Here is a 15,867-nt window from a genome sequence, read left to right as displayed (position 1 = left end):
TCAAAAAAGGAGGAAATATGACACTTGATAAAACAAAGGTTGTCTACCAAATTTATCCAAAATCTTTTAAAGACACGACTGGCAACGGTTTGGGAGATTTTCGCGGGATTATTGAAAAACTTCCTTACCTGAAAGAGCTGGGAGTGGATATGATCTGGCTCAATCCTTTCTATCCGAGTCCACAGCGGGACAATGGTTATGATATTTCTGACTATACTTCGGTAGACCCTATCTTTGGGGATATGGCAGATTTCGAAGAGATGGTCAAGGTCGGCCAGCAGCATGGTATTGACTTTATGCTGGATATGGTTCTCAATCATTGCTCGATTGAGCATGAGTGGTTCCAAAAGGCACTGGCTGGGGATTCCTACTATCAGGATTTTTTTATCCTGCGGGATGAGCCGACGGACTGGCTGTCCAAGTTTGGTGGCAGTGCCTGGGCGCCATTTGGCGATACGGGCAAATATTATCTGCATCTTTATGATGTCACTCAAGCTGACCTCAATTGGCGCAACCCCAATGTTCGTCAAGAGCTCTTTAAAGTGGTGAATTTTTGGCGAGACAAAGGGGTCAAAGGCTTCCGCTTTGATGTCATCAATGTGATCGGTAAAGATGAGGTGCTGACGGACTGTCCGGATCAGGAGGGAAAGCCGGCCTATACTGATAAGCCAATTGTGCATGATTATCTGCGCATGATGAACGAAGCGACCTTCGGGCAGGACGATTCCGTTATGACGGTTGGCGAAATGAGCGCTACGACGATCGAAAATTGCATTCTTTACACGGCACCAGATCGTCAGGAGCTATCTATGGCTTTTAATTTCCATCATCTCAAGGTGGACTATGAGGATGGACAGAAGTGGACGCTTAAGGCTTTTGACTTTGAAGAGTTAAAACGCCTCTTCCATACTTGGGGGAAGGAAATGAGTAATCATGAAGGCTGGTCAGCCCTTTTTTGGAACAATCATGATCAGCCGCGAGCTCTTAACCGCTTTGTCGATGTGGAAAATTTCCGCAATGAAGGGGCAACCATGTTGGCAGCCAGTATTCATCTGTCGCGCGGGACGCCTTATATCTACATGGGTGAAGAGATTGGCATGGTGGATCCTGACTACGACTCCATGGAAGATTATGTGGATGTCGAGTCTGTCAATGCTTATCAGAGTCTGCTTGCTGAAGGGCAATCGCCAAAAGCAGCCTTTAGGATTATCAAGGCTAAATCTCGTGATAATTCTCGGACGCCTATGCAGTGGAATGATTCAGTCAATGCAGGTTTTACAACAGGAACTCCATGGCTGAAGGCGGGCAAATCCTATCCTCTCATCAATGTGGAAAATGAAATAAAGAGCCCGATTTTTACCTTTTATCAGAAATTGATTGCCCTGCGTAAGGAACTGCCAATCATTGCAGAAGGTAGCTATCAGCCAGCCTATGAAGACAGTCCCCAGGTCTATGCCTTTGAGCGGGAGTGGCAAGGACAAAAACTTTTAGTCCTTAACAACTTTTATGCTGATCCGATTACGTTGGACATCCTGACGGACTATCAGAATGGTCAGGTTCTCCTATCCAATTACGGCAAGGCTCAGATTGACCCTGTGATGACCTTGCAGCCATACGAAACCATGGCAATTTTAGTAGGTGAAAACTAAAGTCTCGAAAGAATCTGGAAAAAATTTCAGATTCTTTTTTATGTGTTGGGCCAGCCTAGACAAGTATTTTTGTGAAGAGAGAGAAACTAATACAGAATTTTAAGAAAGCCTTTGCAAAATTTGATTCTTTTCTTTATAATAAAAATTAAATAGGATAATATACATTTATACAGAAAAGGAGAAGTTCATGAAAAAACAAGTTTCTTACAGGCAGCTCTTTCCCATAGCGGTCTTGCTAGCTGCTTTTCTGTCCCTGCTTTTTTCTGTCCAACCAGTCGGAGCAGAAGAAGCGGTAAGTTCGTCGACTTCTGAGGCGGCTGCTCTTACAGAGAATCCGGCTGTAAGTGATGCGTCGGTTGCCAGTCAAGCAGAGAGTGCATCAGCAGAATCAGGAGAGTCAAAGGCAGCTTCTACAGAGACAGTGGAAAAGGAAGGCCAAGCTCCTGCTACAGCACAAGCTGCAGCTAGCGGACCAGAAGCTGTGCCCAATGTGGGAACCATTCAGGGAGAATCACAAGCCTCTCCCTATGAGGACAAAGAGGTTCAAGTTTCCAATGTAGTTGTGACGAAAACAGACCGCTATGGCTTTTATGTTCAAGACCTGACTCCTGATGGAAATAGCAGGACTTCTGATGCTCTTTATGTTGTTTCTAAAGAAAAAGTCGATGTCGGTGACAAACTTAGTCTTGAAGGACGAGTCAAAGAAGGCTACATGGAAGAGCTCAGCGTTCGTCAGGGACAGACTTTTAACAAGCCCAGTGGTAGTTTAACTGTCACCATGTTTATCGCTTCCAAGGTGACCAAGGAAGGGAAAGCTGATTTACCTGATCCAGTTGACATCGTGGCTAATATGCCTCAGGATACGGTCGATAACGATATTAATAATTATCAGCCTCAAAGTGAATCGTTGGACTACTGGGAAAGTTTGGAAGGAATGTTGACGACGGTGAAGAGGCCCCGCGTTTTAGGCCCGCAGTACCGTGGAGACATTTATGTCTTACCTGAAGGCTACCAAGCCCAACCATTAAACAATATCGGTGGCCTAAATCTTCGTCCAAACGCTCAAAATACCGCAACCATTCCAGTCTATGTTGGCAATAAATTCATTGCCAAGGCCAAGGATTATTTCAATGGTGATGTGGTCGGAGTCGTGACCTATCGTGGGAAGATTTATAAGTTGGAGCCGACTCAGCTGCCTGATTTGGTGGACGGTGGCTTGCAGAGACAGGTCTCTCCTATCTATCCAAGCGAGGACAAGTTGACTATTGCTTCCTACAATATCGAGAATTTTTCTGCTAATGCTAAAAAAGGTGAAACGCCTGAGGAAAAAGTGACTAGAATCGCTAATTCCTTCATTAATGAAATCCACAGTCCAGATATCATCACGCTCATCGAGGTTCAAGATGAGAATGGCAGCGTTAATGACGGAACGACCAGCGGTGTCAAAAGTGGCGAGAAACTAGCGGCTCGCATCAAAGAACTGGGAGGTAAAACTTACAAGTACACTGAAGTTGCACCACTTGACGGTCAAGATGGCGGCAAGCCTGGCTCTAATATCCGCGTGGCCTTTCTCTACGATCCAAATCGGGTGAAGTTAGTCGAAAAAGAAGCCGGTACGAGTGACGAAGCAGCTAGCTTTTCCGATGGCCATTTGGTTAAGAATCCTGCCCGAATTGCTCCAACAGATCCAGCCTTTACCAAGGTTCGTAAATCTTTGGCAGCTGAGTTTGAATTTAAGGGACAGCATATCGTCGTTATCGCCAATCATTTGAAGTCCAAGATTGGAGATGATGCCGTTTATGGCTCCGTTCAGCCAGCAGTTCAGCATACGCAGGCTGCTCGGATAGAGCAGGCTAAAATTTTAAATAGCTTTGTTCAGGAAGGACTGAGACAAAATCCTAACCTTAAGTTTGTGCTGACTGGTGATTTCAATGACTTTGAATTTTCCGAAACGGCTAAAGCACTGGCGGGTAATGAACTGATTAATCTTATGCAGGAGCATGATGCGGCTGACCGTTATTCCTACTTCTACCGCGGCAGCAACCAAAGCTTGGACAACATTTTCATTTCGAAGAACCTAGCAGGCAAGGCAGTCTTTGCGCCTGTCCATATCAATGCCTCTTTCATGGAGGAACATGGCAGAGCTTCAGACCATGATCCAGTAGTGGTGCAGCTGGACTTTTCGAAGGATGTTGCAGCTTCAACATCTGACAGTTCCCAGCCATCTCAGTCAACTGGACAATCTTCTGTAGCAGCAGAACAAGGAGCTCCGTCTCAGCCCAATTCTCCATCGTCCAATCAAACCGGACAAGGTCAGACAGCTAGCAGCAAGAAGAAGGGACTCCCGCAGACCGGCCAAAATAACAGTAGCTGGGCAGTCTTGGGATTGACCTTGCTAATGTTTGCTTTTACTCTCAAAAAGAGAAGTCGAAATTAACTAAAATCATTTTAAAAAGTGAAATCAGGGTGGAATAAAGATTCTGCCCTGATTTTTTGCTTGCCTACTGCTTTCGCCCTAAAGTTTCATCTGTTGTAAAACACTGAAAATGAAACTGAAAAACAGTTTGTTTTCTAAAAAATAGGCAAATTAAGTCTATTTTTGCTTTAATCATGTTATAATGTAGTTAGTTATAAAACGTTTTCAGACTTAAGAGGTTGCGCGATGGTTGAAGAGAAAATTGAAGAAGCAGTTGATTATGGAAAGGTAACGGGCATGGTCCACTCCACCGAAAGTTTTGGAGCAGTTGATGGACCGGGTATCCGTTTTATTGTCTTTTTGCAGGGCTGCCATATGCGCTGCCAGTATTGCCATAATCCGGATACTTGGGAGATGGAGACCAACAAATCTCAGCTGCGGACCGTGGACGATGTCTTGCAAGAGGCTCTCCGTTATAAGGGCTTCTGGGGCAATAAAGGCGGCATCACCGTCAGCGGAGGAGAAGCCTTGCTGCAGATTGATTTTCTGATCGCCTTCTTTACCAAGGCTAAGGAGCTGGGCATTCACTGTACATTGGATACCTGTGCCCTACCTTTTAGAAATACGCCTCGCTACCTGAAAAAATTTGACAAGCTTATGGCAGTCACCGACCTTGTCCTGCTAGATATCAAGGAAATTAATGAAGAACAACACAAAATTGTGACCAGCCAGACCAACAAGAATATCTTGGCCTGTGCCAAGTACCTGTCTGACATTGGAAAGCCAGTCTGGATACGCCATGTCTTGGTGCCGGGATTGACCGACCGCGATGATGACTTGATTGAGCTAGGTAAATTTGTTAAGACACTGAAGAATGTTGATAAGTTTGAAATTCTACCTTACCATACCATGGGAGAATTCAAATGGCGGGAGTTGGGCATTCCTTACAAGCTGGAAGGTGTTAAGCCTCCAACAGCTGATCGGGTCAAGAATGCCAAGGAACTCATGCAGACTGAATCCTATACAGAGTATATGAATCGGGTGCATAATAGCTAATCTACTTTGAGTACGAATAAATGGGCTGGTGGGTTGACCAGTCCATTTTTCTTAAGAAAATGTTCTTCTGCTTTTGTGAAATGCCTGTAATTGTGGTAAAATAAATGCAATAAGTTTATATAAAAGAAGAGGTTTATCATGTCTAAAATTTTAGTTTTCGGTCACCAAAATCCTGACTCAGATGCCATTGGTTCATCTTACGCTTTTGCTTACTTGGCTCGTGAAGCTTATGGCTTGGATACAGAAGTTGTTGCTCTGGGTGAGCCTAATGAAGAAACAGCCTTTGTTTTAGATTACTTTGGTGTAGCTGCGCCGCGCGTGATTACATCTGCAAAGGCAGAGGGTGCTGAGCAGGTTATTCTGACAGACCATAATGAATTCCAACAGTCTGTGGCTGATATCGCTGAAGTTGAAGTTTATGGCGTGGTGGACCACCACCGTGTTGCTAACTTTGAAACAGCTAGTCCCCTTCACATGCGCTTGGAGCCAGTGGGATCTGCTTCCTCTATTGTTTACCGCATGTTCAAGGAGCACGGCGTAGAAGTTCCAAAAGAAATTGCAGGATTGATGCTGTCTGGTTTGATCTCTGATACTCTCTTGCTCAAATCACCAACAACTCATCCGACTGACAAGGTCATTGCACCAGAATTGGCTGAGCTGGCTGGTGTCAACTTGGAAGAGTATGGTTTGGCAATGCTTAAGGCAGGTACAAACTTGGCTAGCAAGTCTGCAGAAGAATTGATCGACATCGATGCTAAAACGTTTGAGCTCAACGGAAACAATGTCCGTGTGGCACAGGTCAACACAGTTGATATTGCTGAAGTTTTGGAGCGTCAAGCAGAAATCGAAGCGGCTATTGAAAAAGCAATCGCTGATAACGGCTACTCTGACTTTGTCTTGATGATTACAGATATTATTAACTCAAACTCAGAAATTTTGGCTATCGGAAGCAATATGGACAAGGTCGAAGCCGCCTTCAACTTTGTTCTTGAAAACAACCATGCTTTCCTTGCAGGCGCTGTTTCTCGTAAGAAGCAAGTGGTGCCTCAACTGACAGAAAGTTTTAATGCTTAAAGAGCTCAAATGACGAAATAAGTTACTAGATGAGGGCTATTCCCCTCATACTTAAAAAGGAGTCTCGGCTCCTTTTTTGATAGGCGATAGAAATGAAGATTCAAGATTTACAAGATGGAGATTTGATTTTTACAGTCGGATCTTCAGGAATTGCTGCTGCAATCCGAGCAGCAACTGGCTCATACAGCCACGTGGCCATCTTTTTTAATGGTGAGATTTATCATGCAACCCATGAGAAGGGTGTTGTCAATCAAGATTTGTCTGATTTTTTGCAGGATGAGGATGTTTATGACGTGTATTGCTATCCAGCTATTGATGCAGATGCTGTCTTTAAAAGGGCCAAATTTCATCTAGGAAAGCCATACAATTTTAGCTTCTATCCGCAGTCCGATGGTTTTTACTGTTCGGAGTATATTGCGGAAATTTTGCCGATTTTTGATACGATTCCCATGCAGTTTGGTGATGAGAAAAATCTGATTTCTGATTTTTGGCAGGAATATTATCGGGATTTGGGCTTGGCTGTACCTATAGGCCAGCCTGGGACGAATCCTAGCCAGCTGGCTCAGTCAAGAAAACTCATCTACAAAGGAGAACTACATGATTAAAATCATCAATCCCAGTCGTTTGACGCGCCAGCCTTTTTTTCAGGAGCTGGTTGATTATTTGGATCAGCATGAGGCAGTGATTCTGCGGGAGATTAAGCGAGAGTTTGAGGGAATGGCTAATATTGACCGCTCGATAGAGGAGTTTATCAAGTCTGGCTACATCAAGCGGGAGAACAAGCGATATTACCTGACGCTGCCTCTTTTGGAAAGTTTGGAGGATGTGCGTTTGGATCAGGAAATCTTTATCCGTGATGATAGTCCGCTCTATCAGGAACTGTTGGAGCTGCGCTTTGAGACCCAGCTTTCCAATCAGACCAATGCGGCGGTCTTGCTGGAAGAGACAGATTTTCTGCGGGATAAGCTTACCTTGGCTAATTATTTTTACAAGATGCAGCGCCAATATCCGCTGTCTGAGGCACAAAAGCCCCTTTATGCTGTCTTAGGCGATGTCAATCCAGAGTATGCACTCAAGTATATGACGACCTTTCTTCTCAAGTATGTCCGCAAGGATGAGCTCATGCAGAAGCGGCGGGACATTTTTGTCGATAGCCTAGTAATCTTGGGCTATATCCGGCAAAACGAAGCAGGCAAGTATGAGTTACAGGCCAGCTTTGATAAGGAGAGATTGACTTTCCAGCTGCACTGATTTTCTCATAGAATGAGCAGAATAGTTGACCTTTGGAAAGAAAAAACATATACTACTGTAAACGGTATCAGAAACCGTAAAAAAGAACGGAGGCAATCATATGTCACTAGAAAATAAATTTGATCAAGCTAAGGGCGCTGTTAAAGAAGGCGTGGGCAAAGTTACAGGAGATAACAAGACAGAAGCAGAAGGCTTTGTAGAAAAAACAGTTGCCAAAGCCAAAGAAGTTGCTGAAGATGCTAAAGAAGCTGTAGAAGGTGCTGTAGAAGGAATCAAAAACAGCTTGGATAAATAAAAAACAATCAGTCGATTATTCGGCTGATTATTTTTTTTGCTGATACATAAGGTAGAGGAAATAGGGGGCTCCAATAATGGAAATCAAAATGCCTGTTGGGACGGAGCTTCCGATGAGGAAGGTTCTTGTGATCGTATCTGCGCCTGTCATGATAAAGGCACCTAGCAGCATGGCGGCTGGAAAGAGTAAGCGATGATCGCTGGGTAGGAAGCGTTTGCTGATATGGCTAGCCAACATACCGATGAAGACTATATTTCCAGCTAGAGATAGGCTAAAGGCGACGAGAGCACTGGCTAATAACAGGGTTATCTGCCGCTCTCTTCTTAGATGAATCCCAAGACCAAGAGCTGTTTCTTCATTTAGACTGAGGATATTGAGCTTGTGGGAGCGCAGATAGGTCAGCAACCAGAATAAAAGCAAGAAGGGGCCAGCAATAGCTAGACTTTCCCAGTTATTACCCGTAATCTTACCAGCTAGCCAGCTAACTACATAGGTCAGTTTGTTCTGATTGACACGGCCGGTGATGGCAATCATACTGGAAGACAGAATGGTTGACAAGGTCACACCAGCAATAATGAGTTTGACGGGGCTGATAGCTTGGCCTTTTTGATGTGAGATCAGGTAAATAAGGGCTACAGTCATCATACCGCCAAAGGTCGCGATGAAGGGAAGATAGCGGATATAGAAAGGATCGGTCACTTCTAGCTTGCTGATAGCAAGAGTAATGATAACACCAGCTCCTGCATTGATTCCCAAGGTTCCTGAATCGGCAAGTGGGTTTCGGGTAAAGGTCTGCAGCAGTACACCGCTCATCCCTAGCGAAGCTCCTGCTAGAAGGCAGACTAGAATTCGAGGCAGACGGATCTGCTCCATGATAAAGGCGCTACCATCATCTCCCTGCCCCAGCAGATATCGAAGAGCTTCACCGATATTAAATTCCTGATCGCCTGATGATAGAGACAGTAGGAAAATTAGGAAAGTCAGGAGGCTGAGGCTTACTAGAACCAAAAGAATCCGTTTTTTATCTCTCATAGAAGGCCCCCTTTCTCATCAGCCACAGGAAGACTGGCAGCGTAACGAGACTGATAATAGAGCTAAGAGGCAGACCGACCATATGACTCGCAGCAAAATCACAAATTAGTAGAAAGAGCGCTCCTGTTAGCATCGTCAGTGGCAGGATTTTTTGGTAGTTCTTGCCACTGATGGTTTTGACAAAATGTGGAGTAATCAGTCCGACAAGAGCCAGGCTTCCTACTAGGGCAACGGCTGTCGCTGATAACAGTAGAACAATACTCAGAAAGAACAGGGTTATCTGAGTCGTTCGCTGGCCTAAGCCCTTGGCTACTGTTTCATTGAGGCTGAGAATGGTTAGTTGGTGAGAAAATAGTTGAGCCAGTAAGAGGCCTAATAGGATAAAGGGAGCAATGATTTGCAGCATTTTCCAATTGGTTCCTAGAAGCCCTCCAGCTTGCCAACCGATGACAGCATTGGTCAGGTTGAGGTAAATGGTCAAGCCTTGTCCGATAGCGGTCAGGAGTGTTGTTACCATGGCACCGGATAAGACAAGACGTAGTTGCTCAAAACCTTTTCTAGGATGGTAGGAGAGGCTAAAAACCAGAATACTGGCTAGACAGGCTCCTGCAAGTGAGAGCAGGAGGATGCTACTGTAGTGTATACTCTTAGAAAAGGCATAACCGCAGATGAGCGCTAGGCCAGCTCCAGAGTTGATCCCCAAAAGTCCCGGATCAGCAATAGCATTGCGGGTAATTCCCTGCATGATGGCTCCTGAAACGGCCAAGCTAGCTCCGACTAGCAGAGCTGCAATTCCTCTAGGTAAGCGCAGATCTATGATGATGTTCTGGGCTGGACTTTCCTTGAAAGGATGGCTCAGCGTTTCTATCAGTTGCCGATGGGAGTAGCTGGGAATGCCAAAGCGCAGGTAGAGATAGAGTCCGCTAATCAGCAGGAGAATGAGGGCGAAAAAAACAAGCCAAAAAATGTTTGGCCTATTTTTTTGAGTGAAGAGTGTATGAAGCGTCATCTGGTATCCTTTATATAGTCGAAAATCAAATAGCTGTCAGGAGATATATCGCTTACTAGCAATGTTTTTTACTAGTCTAAGTTTTCTGCAAGGAATGGCCTAGTTCATTTTTTCAAGGCCATCTTGAATGGTTTTGAGTTCGTATTCAAGTGTCAATGGATCGTTGAAATAAAAGGCATTGGCATCCACTTTTAAGATATGGTTCTGTTGGACAGCGGGAATGGATTTCCAAACATCGCTTTCGTAAAGAGCACTGCCCGTTTTATCATCTTCAGCAGCAACCAGGACATAATCGCCAATATACTCACTCACCGTTTCTTGGCTGACTTGCAAGTAGCCGCTTGGGAATACTTCATCCTTCACCTTTTGTGGGGCGTCAAATCCCAGAGATTTGTAGATAACTTCTCCGCCTCGTCCCCAGTTGTTACCGAAGAGGTAGATTTCCTTTTCATATAGTCCGACAACGGTGAAAGTGACATCTTGTCCCAGCTTTTCTTTTAACTGCTTGCCAATATCAGCTGTTTTACTCTTCCAATCAGCAATCCATTGGTCAGCTTCTTTTTCCTTACCAAAGATTTGGCCAAAGCGATTCAGGATTTCTAAATAGTCATTTTTTCCATAATCAATGGCAATAGTTGGAGCGATTTTTTTTAGTTCATCGATATTTTTGTCACTGGCATCTACCACGATAAGGTCTGGCTTTTGCTTGGCGATAGACTCCAAATCTTCTGGCATCAGGACCTTGGCATTTTTGACTTTTTCTTTGAGGACAGGGTTTTTAGCATCATAGGATGTTACAGTGACAGGGTCGAAACCAAGTTGCAGCAAATAGCCAGTGTAGGTAGAGGAGAGGCTGGCGATTCGTTTTGGATTTTTAGGAATATCGCCGTAGTAGTGAAATCCATCAATTTTGGGCTTGCTGGATAGCTCGACCTTGTCTGCAGAGGCAGAGTTTTCGGATTTAGATGAGCTGCCGCAGGCAACTAAAAGGAAGATGGTGACAGTAAGGATGGCAAATGATAAAAACTTTTTCATTTTTTCCTCCAATTCTATAAAAACTCTAGAAGCTGTATCCATGAAGAAGATATGGAAAACTTATCTATGAATACATGACTTATTTAACGAGCTGATAGCTGAGGCAGAGCGGCTTATCCTGAATAGGATCTCGAATAATTTGGGCTTCAATCTGAAAAATGTCTCTCAGAATATCCGAAGTCATGACCTGCTCAACACTTCCTTGATATCGGATATGCCCATTTTTCATAGCGATCAGCTGATGGGAGAAGCGGGCAGCCAAGTTGATGTCATGCAGAACCATGATAATGGTTTTTCCGCTGAGTCGGTTGAGGTCATTCAGCAACTCCAAGATTTCCAGCTGGTGATTCATATCCAGATAGGTGGTCGGCTCGTCCAGAAAAATAGTCTCTGTATCTTGAGCTAAAGCCATAGCAATCCAGACGCGCTGGCGCTGACCTCCAGACAAATCATCCACCTGCCAGTCCGAAAATTCGCTGACCTGAGTTGCTTCCATGGCCCAGCAGATTTTTTCCCGGTCTTCTGTACTGAGCCGGCCCAAGCCAGTTTGATGCGGAAAGCGGCCATAAGAGACTAGATCATAGACAGTGATGCCATCGGTCGCATCCATGGTTTGGGGCAGCAAGGCAATCTTTTGCGCCACCTCCTTGGTCGGCAGTAGGGCGATGGATTGTCCATCAAGGGTTATGCTGCCGGCTTTTATCGGCAAAATACGGGTAAAAGCCTTGAGAAGAGTGGATTTACCGCAGCCATTGCTACCGATAATAGTTGTAATCTTTCCCTCGGCTAGTTGGCAGTCCAGTCCGTCAATAATAACCTTTTGATCGTAGGCGACCTGGATACTTGCTGCAGAGATAGTGGACATAGACTTCCTTTCTGGCTGATTCTTCTATCAGAATTACGCCTTTTATTATACCATAAAAATTTTTCTAAAAAAAGAGTTTTCTGACAATTTAATAAAAATAAAATAAAAAAGTTTTATAAAATTGTAAATAATAAAAATTTAAGCTTTTCATGTTAAGATAGAAATATAAAAAAGAACCTGCAATGATGATATAAATTTACAGGTGGTGAAAGGAGAAATGATGAAATTATTGACAAACCTACGCCCCTCTACGCCTTTGAAAGAGCTGAGGTGGTTTGATATTGCTGTGATTACCCTGCTCATGTTTGGGCAGTTTATTTACCGCTCAACGGAGCTTTATTTAGCTAGCTTTGCACCAGCTTCCATCACAGGAGCGACTGAAACGGTGACCAATACAGCCACTGAAGGAGCGGCTTTTTCTAGCAATTTCAATTTTCAGCTACTGATGCTGTTTTTGACCATTCTTTATCTATTGCTTCGGCGCTTTGACTTTAAGCAGCTTCCTATTCGTCTGAGCTGGTCGGTTCTCCTCTGGACTCCTCTTATTTTTGTAGTGGTAGGGTTCTTTGGTGACATTGTGACGACACTGAGCGGCGAGTATAATTACTTTGATCCAACTCTCTGGTCTTATGTAGATGTTCTAGAAATCTTCCGGAAATTTGCTGAACTGACACCTATGGCCATCCTCTACGGACTTCTAAATGGCTTCTATGAGGAATTCTTCTTTCTGGGGCTTATGACCTCTGTTAAGGATAAGTATAAGTGGTGGGCTCTGGCCTACTCTACTATCATTCGGATTTCTTTCCACACCTATCAGGGCATGCTGTGGGCCTTGGTTATCGGAGTAGTATATGGCCTCTTTTACTATTTCCTTTACAAGTATAAGGTCAAGAACCTCCTACCTTTCTTTCTCATGCACGCCTTGGCGGATATGTTTGGCTCCAGCTTGATGTATGTGCTGATTAAATGGCAGTAATTTTTACCAAACGACAATAAAAAGGCGATATGCTCGCCTTTTTTCTTATAAATACTTTTCAGCAAGAGCATAGTCCCCTGGATAGGTTACTTTTTCTCCTTCTACGATTTGGTAAGCATCTGCTCCTTTGCCAGCTAGAATGACGGCATCTCCCTCTCGCTCAGTCAGACTGAGAGCTTTTTTGATGGCTTCTTCACGGTCGGCTATTTTTTCCACTGGATAGGAGATGTAGGATGTGATTTCCTCCGCAATGGCTAGAGGATCTTCATAGTTGGGGTCATCCGCGGTTAAGATAACGGTTAGCTCAGGATGCTGATTAAGTAGGAGACCGAAGTCTTTGCGGCGGCTTTCACCCTTGTTGCCGGTAGCACCCAAGAGGAGGATAATCTTACCCTTCTGGTGTTCCTCTACCACAGACAGCAGGTTGCTCAGGCTGACGCCATTGTGAGCATAGTCAACGAAGACCTTGGCGCCATTTTTCTGAGTCAGAACTTCCATACGGCCTGGGACTCGGGTTGCGGCAATTCCTTTTTTGATGTCTTCGAGGCTAGCACCCAGACGCAGACAGGCAAGACCAGCCGCTACTGCATTTTCTTGATTGAAGCGGCCGATGAGCTGGATATCGTAGTGGCCAGCTAACTTGCCAGCAGCTTCAAAGCTGAAAGCCTGAGAATCTATGATAGTATTGTTAGAGCCTGTTCCATAGAAATCGTGTTCCATAGAAGCGACTTGCTCATTCACGATTTGGAAATGATTCATGCAGCTATTTACGATAACTGCTCGGCTATTGTCCATCAATAGTCGCTTATTGTAGAAATAATCCTCAAAAGTAGGATGCTCAATAGGGCCGATATGGTCGGGGCTGATATTGAGAAAGACACCGACATCAAAGATCAGGCCATAAACCCTTTTCTTGAGATAAGCCTGACTGGAAACTTCCATGATGAGATGAGTCCTGTCGTTGGCAAGGGCTTGGGCCATCATTTTAATGAGATCCAGACTCTCTGGTGTGGTCAGAGTTGACTTGAAGAAAGTCTCGCCATCCAACGTAGTGTTCATAGTCGAGAGCAGGGCAGGTCGATGACTTTGGGAAAGGATCTGATAGGCAAAATAAGCTGTAGTTGTCTTGCCCTTGGTGCCAGTAAAGGCCAGCAGTTTGAGCTTTTTCTCAGGATGGTCGTAAAATTCCATGGCTAAGAGACTCATGGCCTGTTTGACATCGTTGACCAAGAGGACCGGAATGCCCACTTGAAAGTCTGTCTCGCTGATATAAAAGCGTAGGCCAGCTGTGACGGCTTTTTCTAGAAATTCTTTCTTAAAAGCCTCACCCTTGACAAAAAAGAGGGTAGAGGCATCCGCTTCCCTGCTGTCATAGCTGATACTATCGAAAGTTAAGCCGCTGTAGGAGAAGAAGTATTCTCCGTCTTTGACAATATCCCGAAAATTATGGTCTTTTTTTAAAATATCTAATACGGTTTCAATTTTAATCATAAATCTATTGTAAACCTTATGGCTGGGTTTTACAAGAGGCAAGGAAAAGTTTATAATAAAAGAAGAATAAATAGAAGAGGTTTTCTATGAGCCAAGAAACAACAAGCCAGCAGCAGCAGATGCTGCGGGGAACTGCCTGGTTAACTGCCAGCAATTTTATCAGTCGTCTTCTGGGTGCCATCTATATCATTCCTTGGTATATTTGGATGGGCAAGCACGGCGCCGAGGCCAACGGCCTTTTTACTATGGGCTACAATATTTATGCCTGGTTTTTACTGATTTCTACAGCTGGCGTGCCAGTGGCAGTGGCCAAGCAGGTAGCTAAGTACAATACCATTGACAAGGAAGAGCATAGCTTTACTCTCATTCGAGAGTTTCTCAAGTTTATGCTGCTTTTGGGAGCTGTCTTTGCAGTGATGATGTACCTGCTCTCACCAGTTTTCGCTTCTATGTCAGGCGGTGGTTCAGACTTGGTTCCAGTCATGCAGAGTCTGTCTCTGGCTGTTTTGATATTCCCATCGATGAGCGTTATCCGAGGCTTTTTCCAAGGTTTTAACAATCTCAAGCCTTATGCTATCAGTCAGATTGCGGAGCAGGTCATTCGGGTTATCTGGATGCTGCTGACAGCCTTTTTCATCATGAAAATCGGTTCTGGCAACTATGTAGAAGCGGTTACTCAGTCTACCTTCGCTGCCTTTATCGGCATGTTGGCTAGCATGGCTGTCTTAGCCTTCTATCTCTGGAAGACAGGGATGCTGACTTCCATCCTTCATAAGCCATCGAATGCTACTGAGATTAATGGCCGTGCCCTCCTTTGGGATACCATTCGTGAAGCCATTCCTTTCATTATTACAGGATCTGCCATTCAGCTTTTTCAGATTATTGACCAAGCTACCTTTATCCATGTCATGGGTTGGATTAGTAAGCACAGCAAGTCAGAGCTGCTGGTTCAGTTTGCCTACTTCTCAGCAAATCCTAATAAAATCACCATGATTTTAATTGCCGTGGCAACCTCTATCGGCGGTGTCGGGATTCCGCTTTTGACCGAGAACTATGTCAAAGGTGATTTTCGCTCGGCTGCCCGCTTGGTGCAGGATAATCTTAGTATGCTGATTTTCTTTATCTTGCCAGCAACCATTGGTGCTGCTTTGGTAGCGGAACCTCTGTATACTATTTTCTATGGCAAGCCAGACGGCTTAGCACTGGGACTTTTCATCTTTGCTATGCTGCAGACCATTATCCTCAGTCTATATACGGTGTTGGCTCCGATGATTCAGGCCCTCTTCCAGAATAGAAAGGCGATTATTTACTTCCTCTATGGAGTAGGAGTCAAGTTGGTGCTGCAAGTGCCATTGATTTATATTTTTAAAGCTTATGGTCCTCTTCTTGCGACGACAGTCGGCTTGATTATCCCAATCCTGCTCATGTATCAGGAAATTCGCAAGGTAACAGGTCTGAATCCTAAGAACCTCTTTAAACGGAGTCTCCTGTCAGTGATTCTGACAGTTCTGATGTGCATCTTTGTCTTGGTGGCAGAGCTTCTTATCGGTCTCTTCCTTCATCCTAGCGGACGGATTTCCAGCTTTGTCTATATCGCTCTGATTGGTGGCATCGGCCTCGCTATCTATGGTGGACTGGCGCTCAAAGTTCGCCTTATGGATCGCTTTATCGGTTCAAAAGCGGCTAGTCTGCGCCGACGCTTTCATATCTATTAAAAA

General features: G+C 44.5%; 14 protein-coding genes. 9 read left to right on the top strand and 5 right to left on the bottom strand.

Features of this window, described 5'->3' with window-relative positions; genetic code table 11:
• Positions 1-17: 17 nt before the first annotated feature.
• The 7 genes from treC (at position 18) to K1J09_RS03130 (ending at position 7,741) form a co-directional block, all read left to right on the top strand.
• On the top strand, positions 18-1,649 hold the full coding sequence (gene treC, locus K1J09_RS03160) for an alpha,alpha-phosphotrehalase (protein WP_223322337.1): 1,632 nt from the start codon (positions 18-20) through the stop codon (positions 1,647-1,649).
• A 187-nt stretch (positions 1,650-1,836) separates the two neighbouring features.
• Positions 1,837-4,086: an endonuclease/exonuclease/phosphatase family protein gene (locus K1J09_RS03155; protein ID WP_223322338.1), complete on the top strand. Its 2,250-nt coding sequence runs from the start codon at positions 1,837-1,839 to the stop codon at positions 4,084-4,086.
• A gap of 225 nt (positions 4,087-4,311) precedes the next feature.
• On the top strand, positions 4,312-5,121 hold the full coding sequence (gene pflA / locus K1J09_RS03150; RefSeq protein ID WP_002894645.1) for a pyruvate formate-lyase-activating protein: 810 nt from the start codon (positions 4,312-4,314) through the stop codon (positions 5,119-5,121).
• A 138-nt stretch (positions 5,122-5,259) separates the two neighbouring features.
• Positions 5,260-6,195 (top strand): manganese-dependent inorganic pyrophosphatase, encoded by a 936-nt coding sequence (locus K1J09_RS03145; RefSeq protein ID WP_002894647.1) that lies wholly within the window; start codon positions 5,260-5,262, stop codon positions 6,193-6,195.
• A gap of 92 nt (positions 6,196-6,287) precedes the next feature.
• Positions 6,288-6,800: a YiiX/YebB-like N1pC/P60 family cysteine hydrolase gene (locus K1J09_RS03140; RefSeq protein WP_223322339.1), complete on the top strand. Its 513-nt coding sequence runs from the start codon at positions 6,288-6,290 to the stop codon at positions 6,798-6,800.
• Entirely contained in the window at positions 6,793-7,446 is a 654-nt protein-coding gene (locus K1J09_RS03135; RefSeq protein ID WP_223322340.1) for a DUF1803 domain-containing protein, read from the top strand. Before K1J09_RS03140 ends, K1J09_RS03135 begins: the two co-directional genes overlap by 8 nt.
• 100 nt (positions 7,447-7,546) lie before the next feature.
• Entirely contained in the window at positions 7,547-7,741 is a 195-nt protein-coding gene (locus tag K1J09_RS03130) for a CsbD family protein (protein WP_002894655.1), read from the top strand.
• Positions 7,742-7,768: 27 nt separating this feature from the next.
• Here K1J09_RS03130 and K1J09_RS03125 read toward each other — a convergent pair whose 3' ends face one another.
• The 4 genes from K1J09_RS03125 to K1J09_RS03110 form a co-directional block, all read right to left on the bottom strand.
• The gene (locus K1J09_RS03125; RefSeq protein WP_009659143.1) at positions 7,769-8,773 is read right to left on the bottom strand and encodes a FecCD family ABC transporter permease; all 1,005 of its coding nucleotides are present in this window, start codon (positions 8,771-8,773) and stop codon (positions 7,769-7,771) included.
• A complete protein-coding gene (locus K1J09_RS03120) occupies positions 8,763-9,782 on the bottom strand; it encodes a FecCD family ABC transporter permease (protein ID WP_223322341.1) in 1,020 nt (339 codons plus the stop codon). Before K1J09_RS03120 ends, K1J09_RS03125 begins: the two co-directional genes overlap by 11 nt.
• A 99-nt stretch (positions 9,783-9,881) precedes the next feature.
• The gene (locus tag K1J09_RS03115) at positions 9,882-10,817 is read right to left on the bottom strand and encodes an iron-hydroxamate ABC transporter substrate-binding protein (protein WP_009659129.1); all 936 of its coding nucleotides are present in this window, start codon (positions 10,815-10,817) and stop codon (positions 9,882-9,884) included.
• A 79-nt stretch (positions 10,818-10,896) separates the two neighbouring features.
• Positions 10,897-11,682: an ABC transporter ATP-binding protein gene (locus K1J09_RS03110; RefSeq protein WP_223322342.1), complete on the bottom strand. Its 786-nt coding sequence runs from the start codon at positions 11,680-11,682 to the stop codon at positions 10,897-10,899.
• Positions 11,683-11,902: 220 nt separating this feature from the next.
• Here K1J09_RS03110 and K1J09_RS03105 point away from each other — a divergent pair, with 220 nt between their 5' ends.
• On the top strand, positions 11,903-12,658 hold the full coding sequence (locus K1J09_RS03105) for a CPBP family intramembrane glutamic endopeptidase (protein ID WP_398578149.1): 756 nt from the start codon (positions 11,903-11,905) through the stop codon (positions 12,656-12,658).
• Positions 12,659-12,703: 45 nt separating this feature from the next.
• On the opposite strand, the gene K1J09_RS03100 is transcribed toward K1J09_RS03105, so the two are convergent.
• The gene (locus tag K1J09_RS03100) at positions 12,704-14,149 is read right to left on the bottom strand and encodes a UDP-N-acetylmuramoyl-L-alanyl-D-glutamate--L-lysine ligase (RefSeq protein WP_223322344.1); all 1,446 of its coding nucleotides are present in this window, start codon (positions 14,147-14,149) and stop codon (positions 12,704-12,706) included.
• Between the two features lie 86 nt (positions 14,150-14,235).
• On the opposite strand from K1J09_RS03100, the gene K1J09_RS03095 reads away from it, so the two are divergent.
• Entirely contained in the window at positions 14,236-15,864 is a 1,629-nt protein-coding gene (locus K1J09_RS03095; RefSeq protein WP_223322345.1) for a putative polysaccharide biosynthesis protein, read from the top strand.
• Positions 15,865-15,867: the final 3 nt, after the last annotated feature.

The sequence above is a fragment of the Streptococcus sanguinis genome (genome assembly GCF_019928825.1).
Taxonomy (GTDB): domain Bacteria; phylum Bacillota; class Bacilli; order Lactobacillales; family Streptococcaceae; genus Streptococcus; species Streptococcus sanguinis_L.
This window is presented reverse-complemented; position numbering and strand designations above follow the sequence as displayed.

Excerpts from the sequence above, each read along its gene's own strand:
- treC (WP_223322337.1), top strand. The coding sequence starts at position 18 with ATGACACTTGATAAAACAAAGGTTGTCTACCAAATTTATCCAAAATCT.
- K1J09_RS03155 (WP_223322338.1), top strand. The coding sequence starts at position 1,837 with ATGAAAAAACAAGTTTCTTACAGGCAGCTCTTTCCCATAGCGGTCTTG.
- pflA (WP_002894645.1), top strand. The coding sequence starts at position 4,312 with ATGGTTGAAGAGAAAATTGAAGAAGCAGTTGATTATGGAAAGGTAACG.
- K1J09_RS03145 (WP_002894647.1), top strand. The coding sequence starts at position 5,260 with ATGTCTAAAATTTTAGTTTTCGGTCACCAAAATCCTGACTCAGATGCC.
- K1J09_RS03140 (WP_223322339.1), top strand. The coding sequence starts at position 6,288 with ATGAAGATTCAAGATTTACAAGATGGAGATTTGATTTTTACAGTCGGA.
- K1J09_RS03135 (WP_223322340.1), top strand. The coding sequence starts at position 6,793 with ATGATTAAAATCATCAATCCCAGTCGTTTGACGCGCCAGCCTTTTTTT.
- K1J09_RS03130 (WP_002894655.1), top strand. The coding sequence starts at position 7,547 with ATGTCACTAGAAAATAAATTTGATCAAGCTAAGGGCGCTGTTAAAGAA.
- K1J09_RS03125 (WP_009659143.1), bottom strand. The coding sequence starts at position 8,773 with ATGAGAGATAAAAAACGGATTCTTTTGGTTCTAGTAAGCCTCAGCCTC.
- K1J09_RS03120 (WP_223322341.1), bottom strand. The coding sequence starts at position 9,782 with ATGACGCTTCATACACTCTTCACTCAAAAAAATAGGCCAAACATTTTT.
- K1J09_RS03115 (WP_009659129.1), bottom strand. The coding sequence starts at position 10,817 with ATGAAAAAGTTTTTATCATTTGCCATCCTTACTGTCACCATCTTCCTT.
- K1J09_RS03110 (WP_223322342.1), bottom strand. The coding sequence starts at position 11,682 with ATGTCCACTATCTCTGCAGCAAGTATCCAGGTCGCCTACGATCAAAAG.
- K1J09_RS03105 (WP_398578149.1), top strand. The coding sequence starts at position 11,903 with ATGAAATTATTGACAAACCTACGCCCCTCTACGCCTTTGAAAGAGCTG.
- K1J09_RS03100 (WP_223322344.1), bottom strand. The coding sequence starts at position 14,149 with ATGATTAAAATTGAAACCGTATTAGATATTTTAAAAAAAGACCATAAT.
- K1J09_RS03095 (WP_223322345.1), top strand. The coding sequence starts at position 14,236 with ATGAGCCAAGAAACAACAAGCCAGCAGCAGCAGATGCTGCGGGGAACT.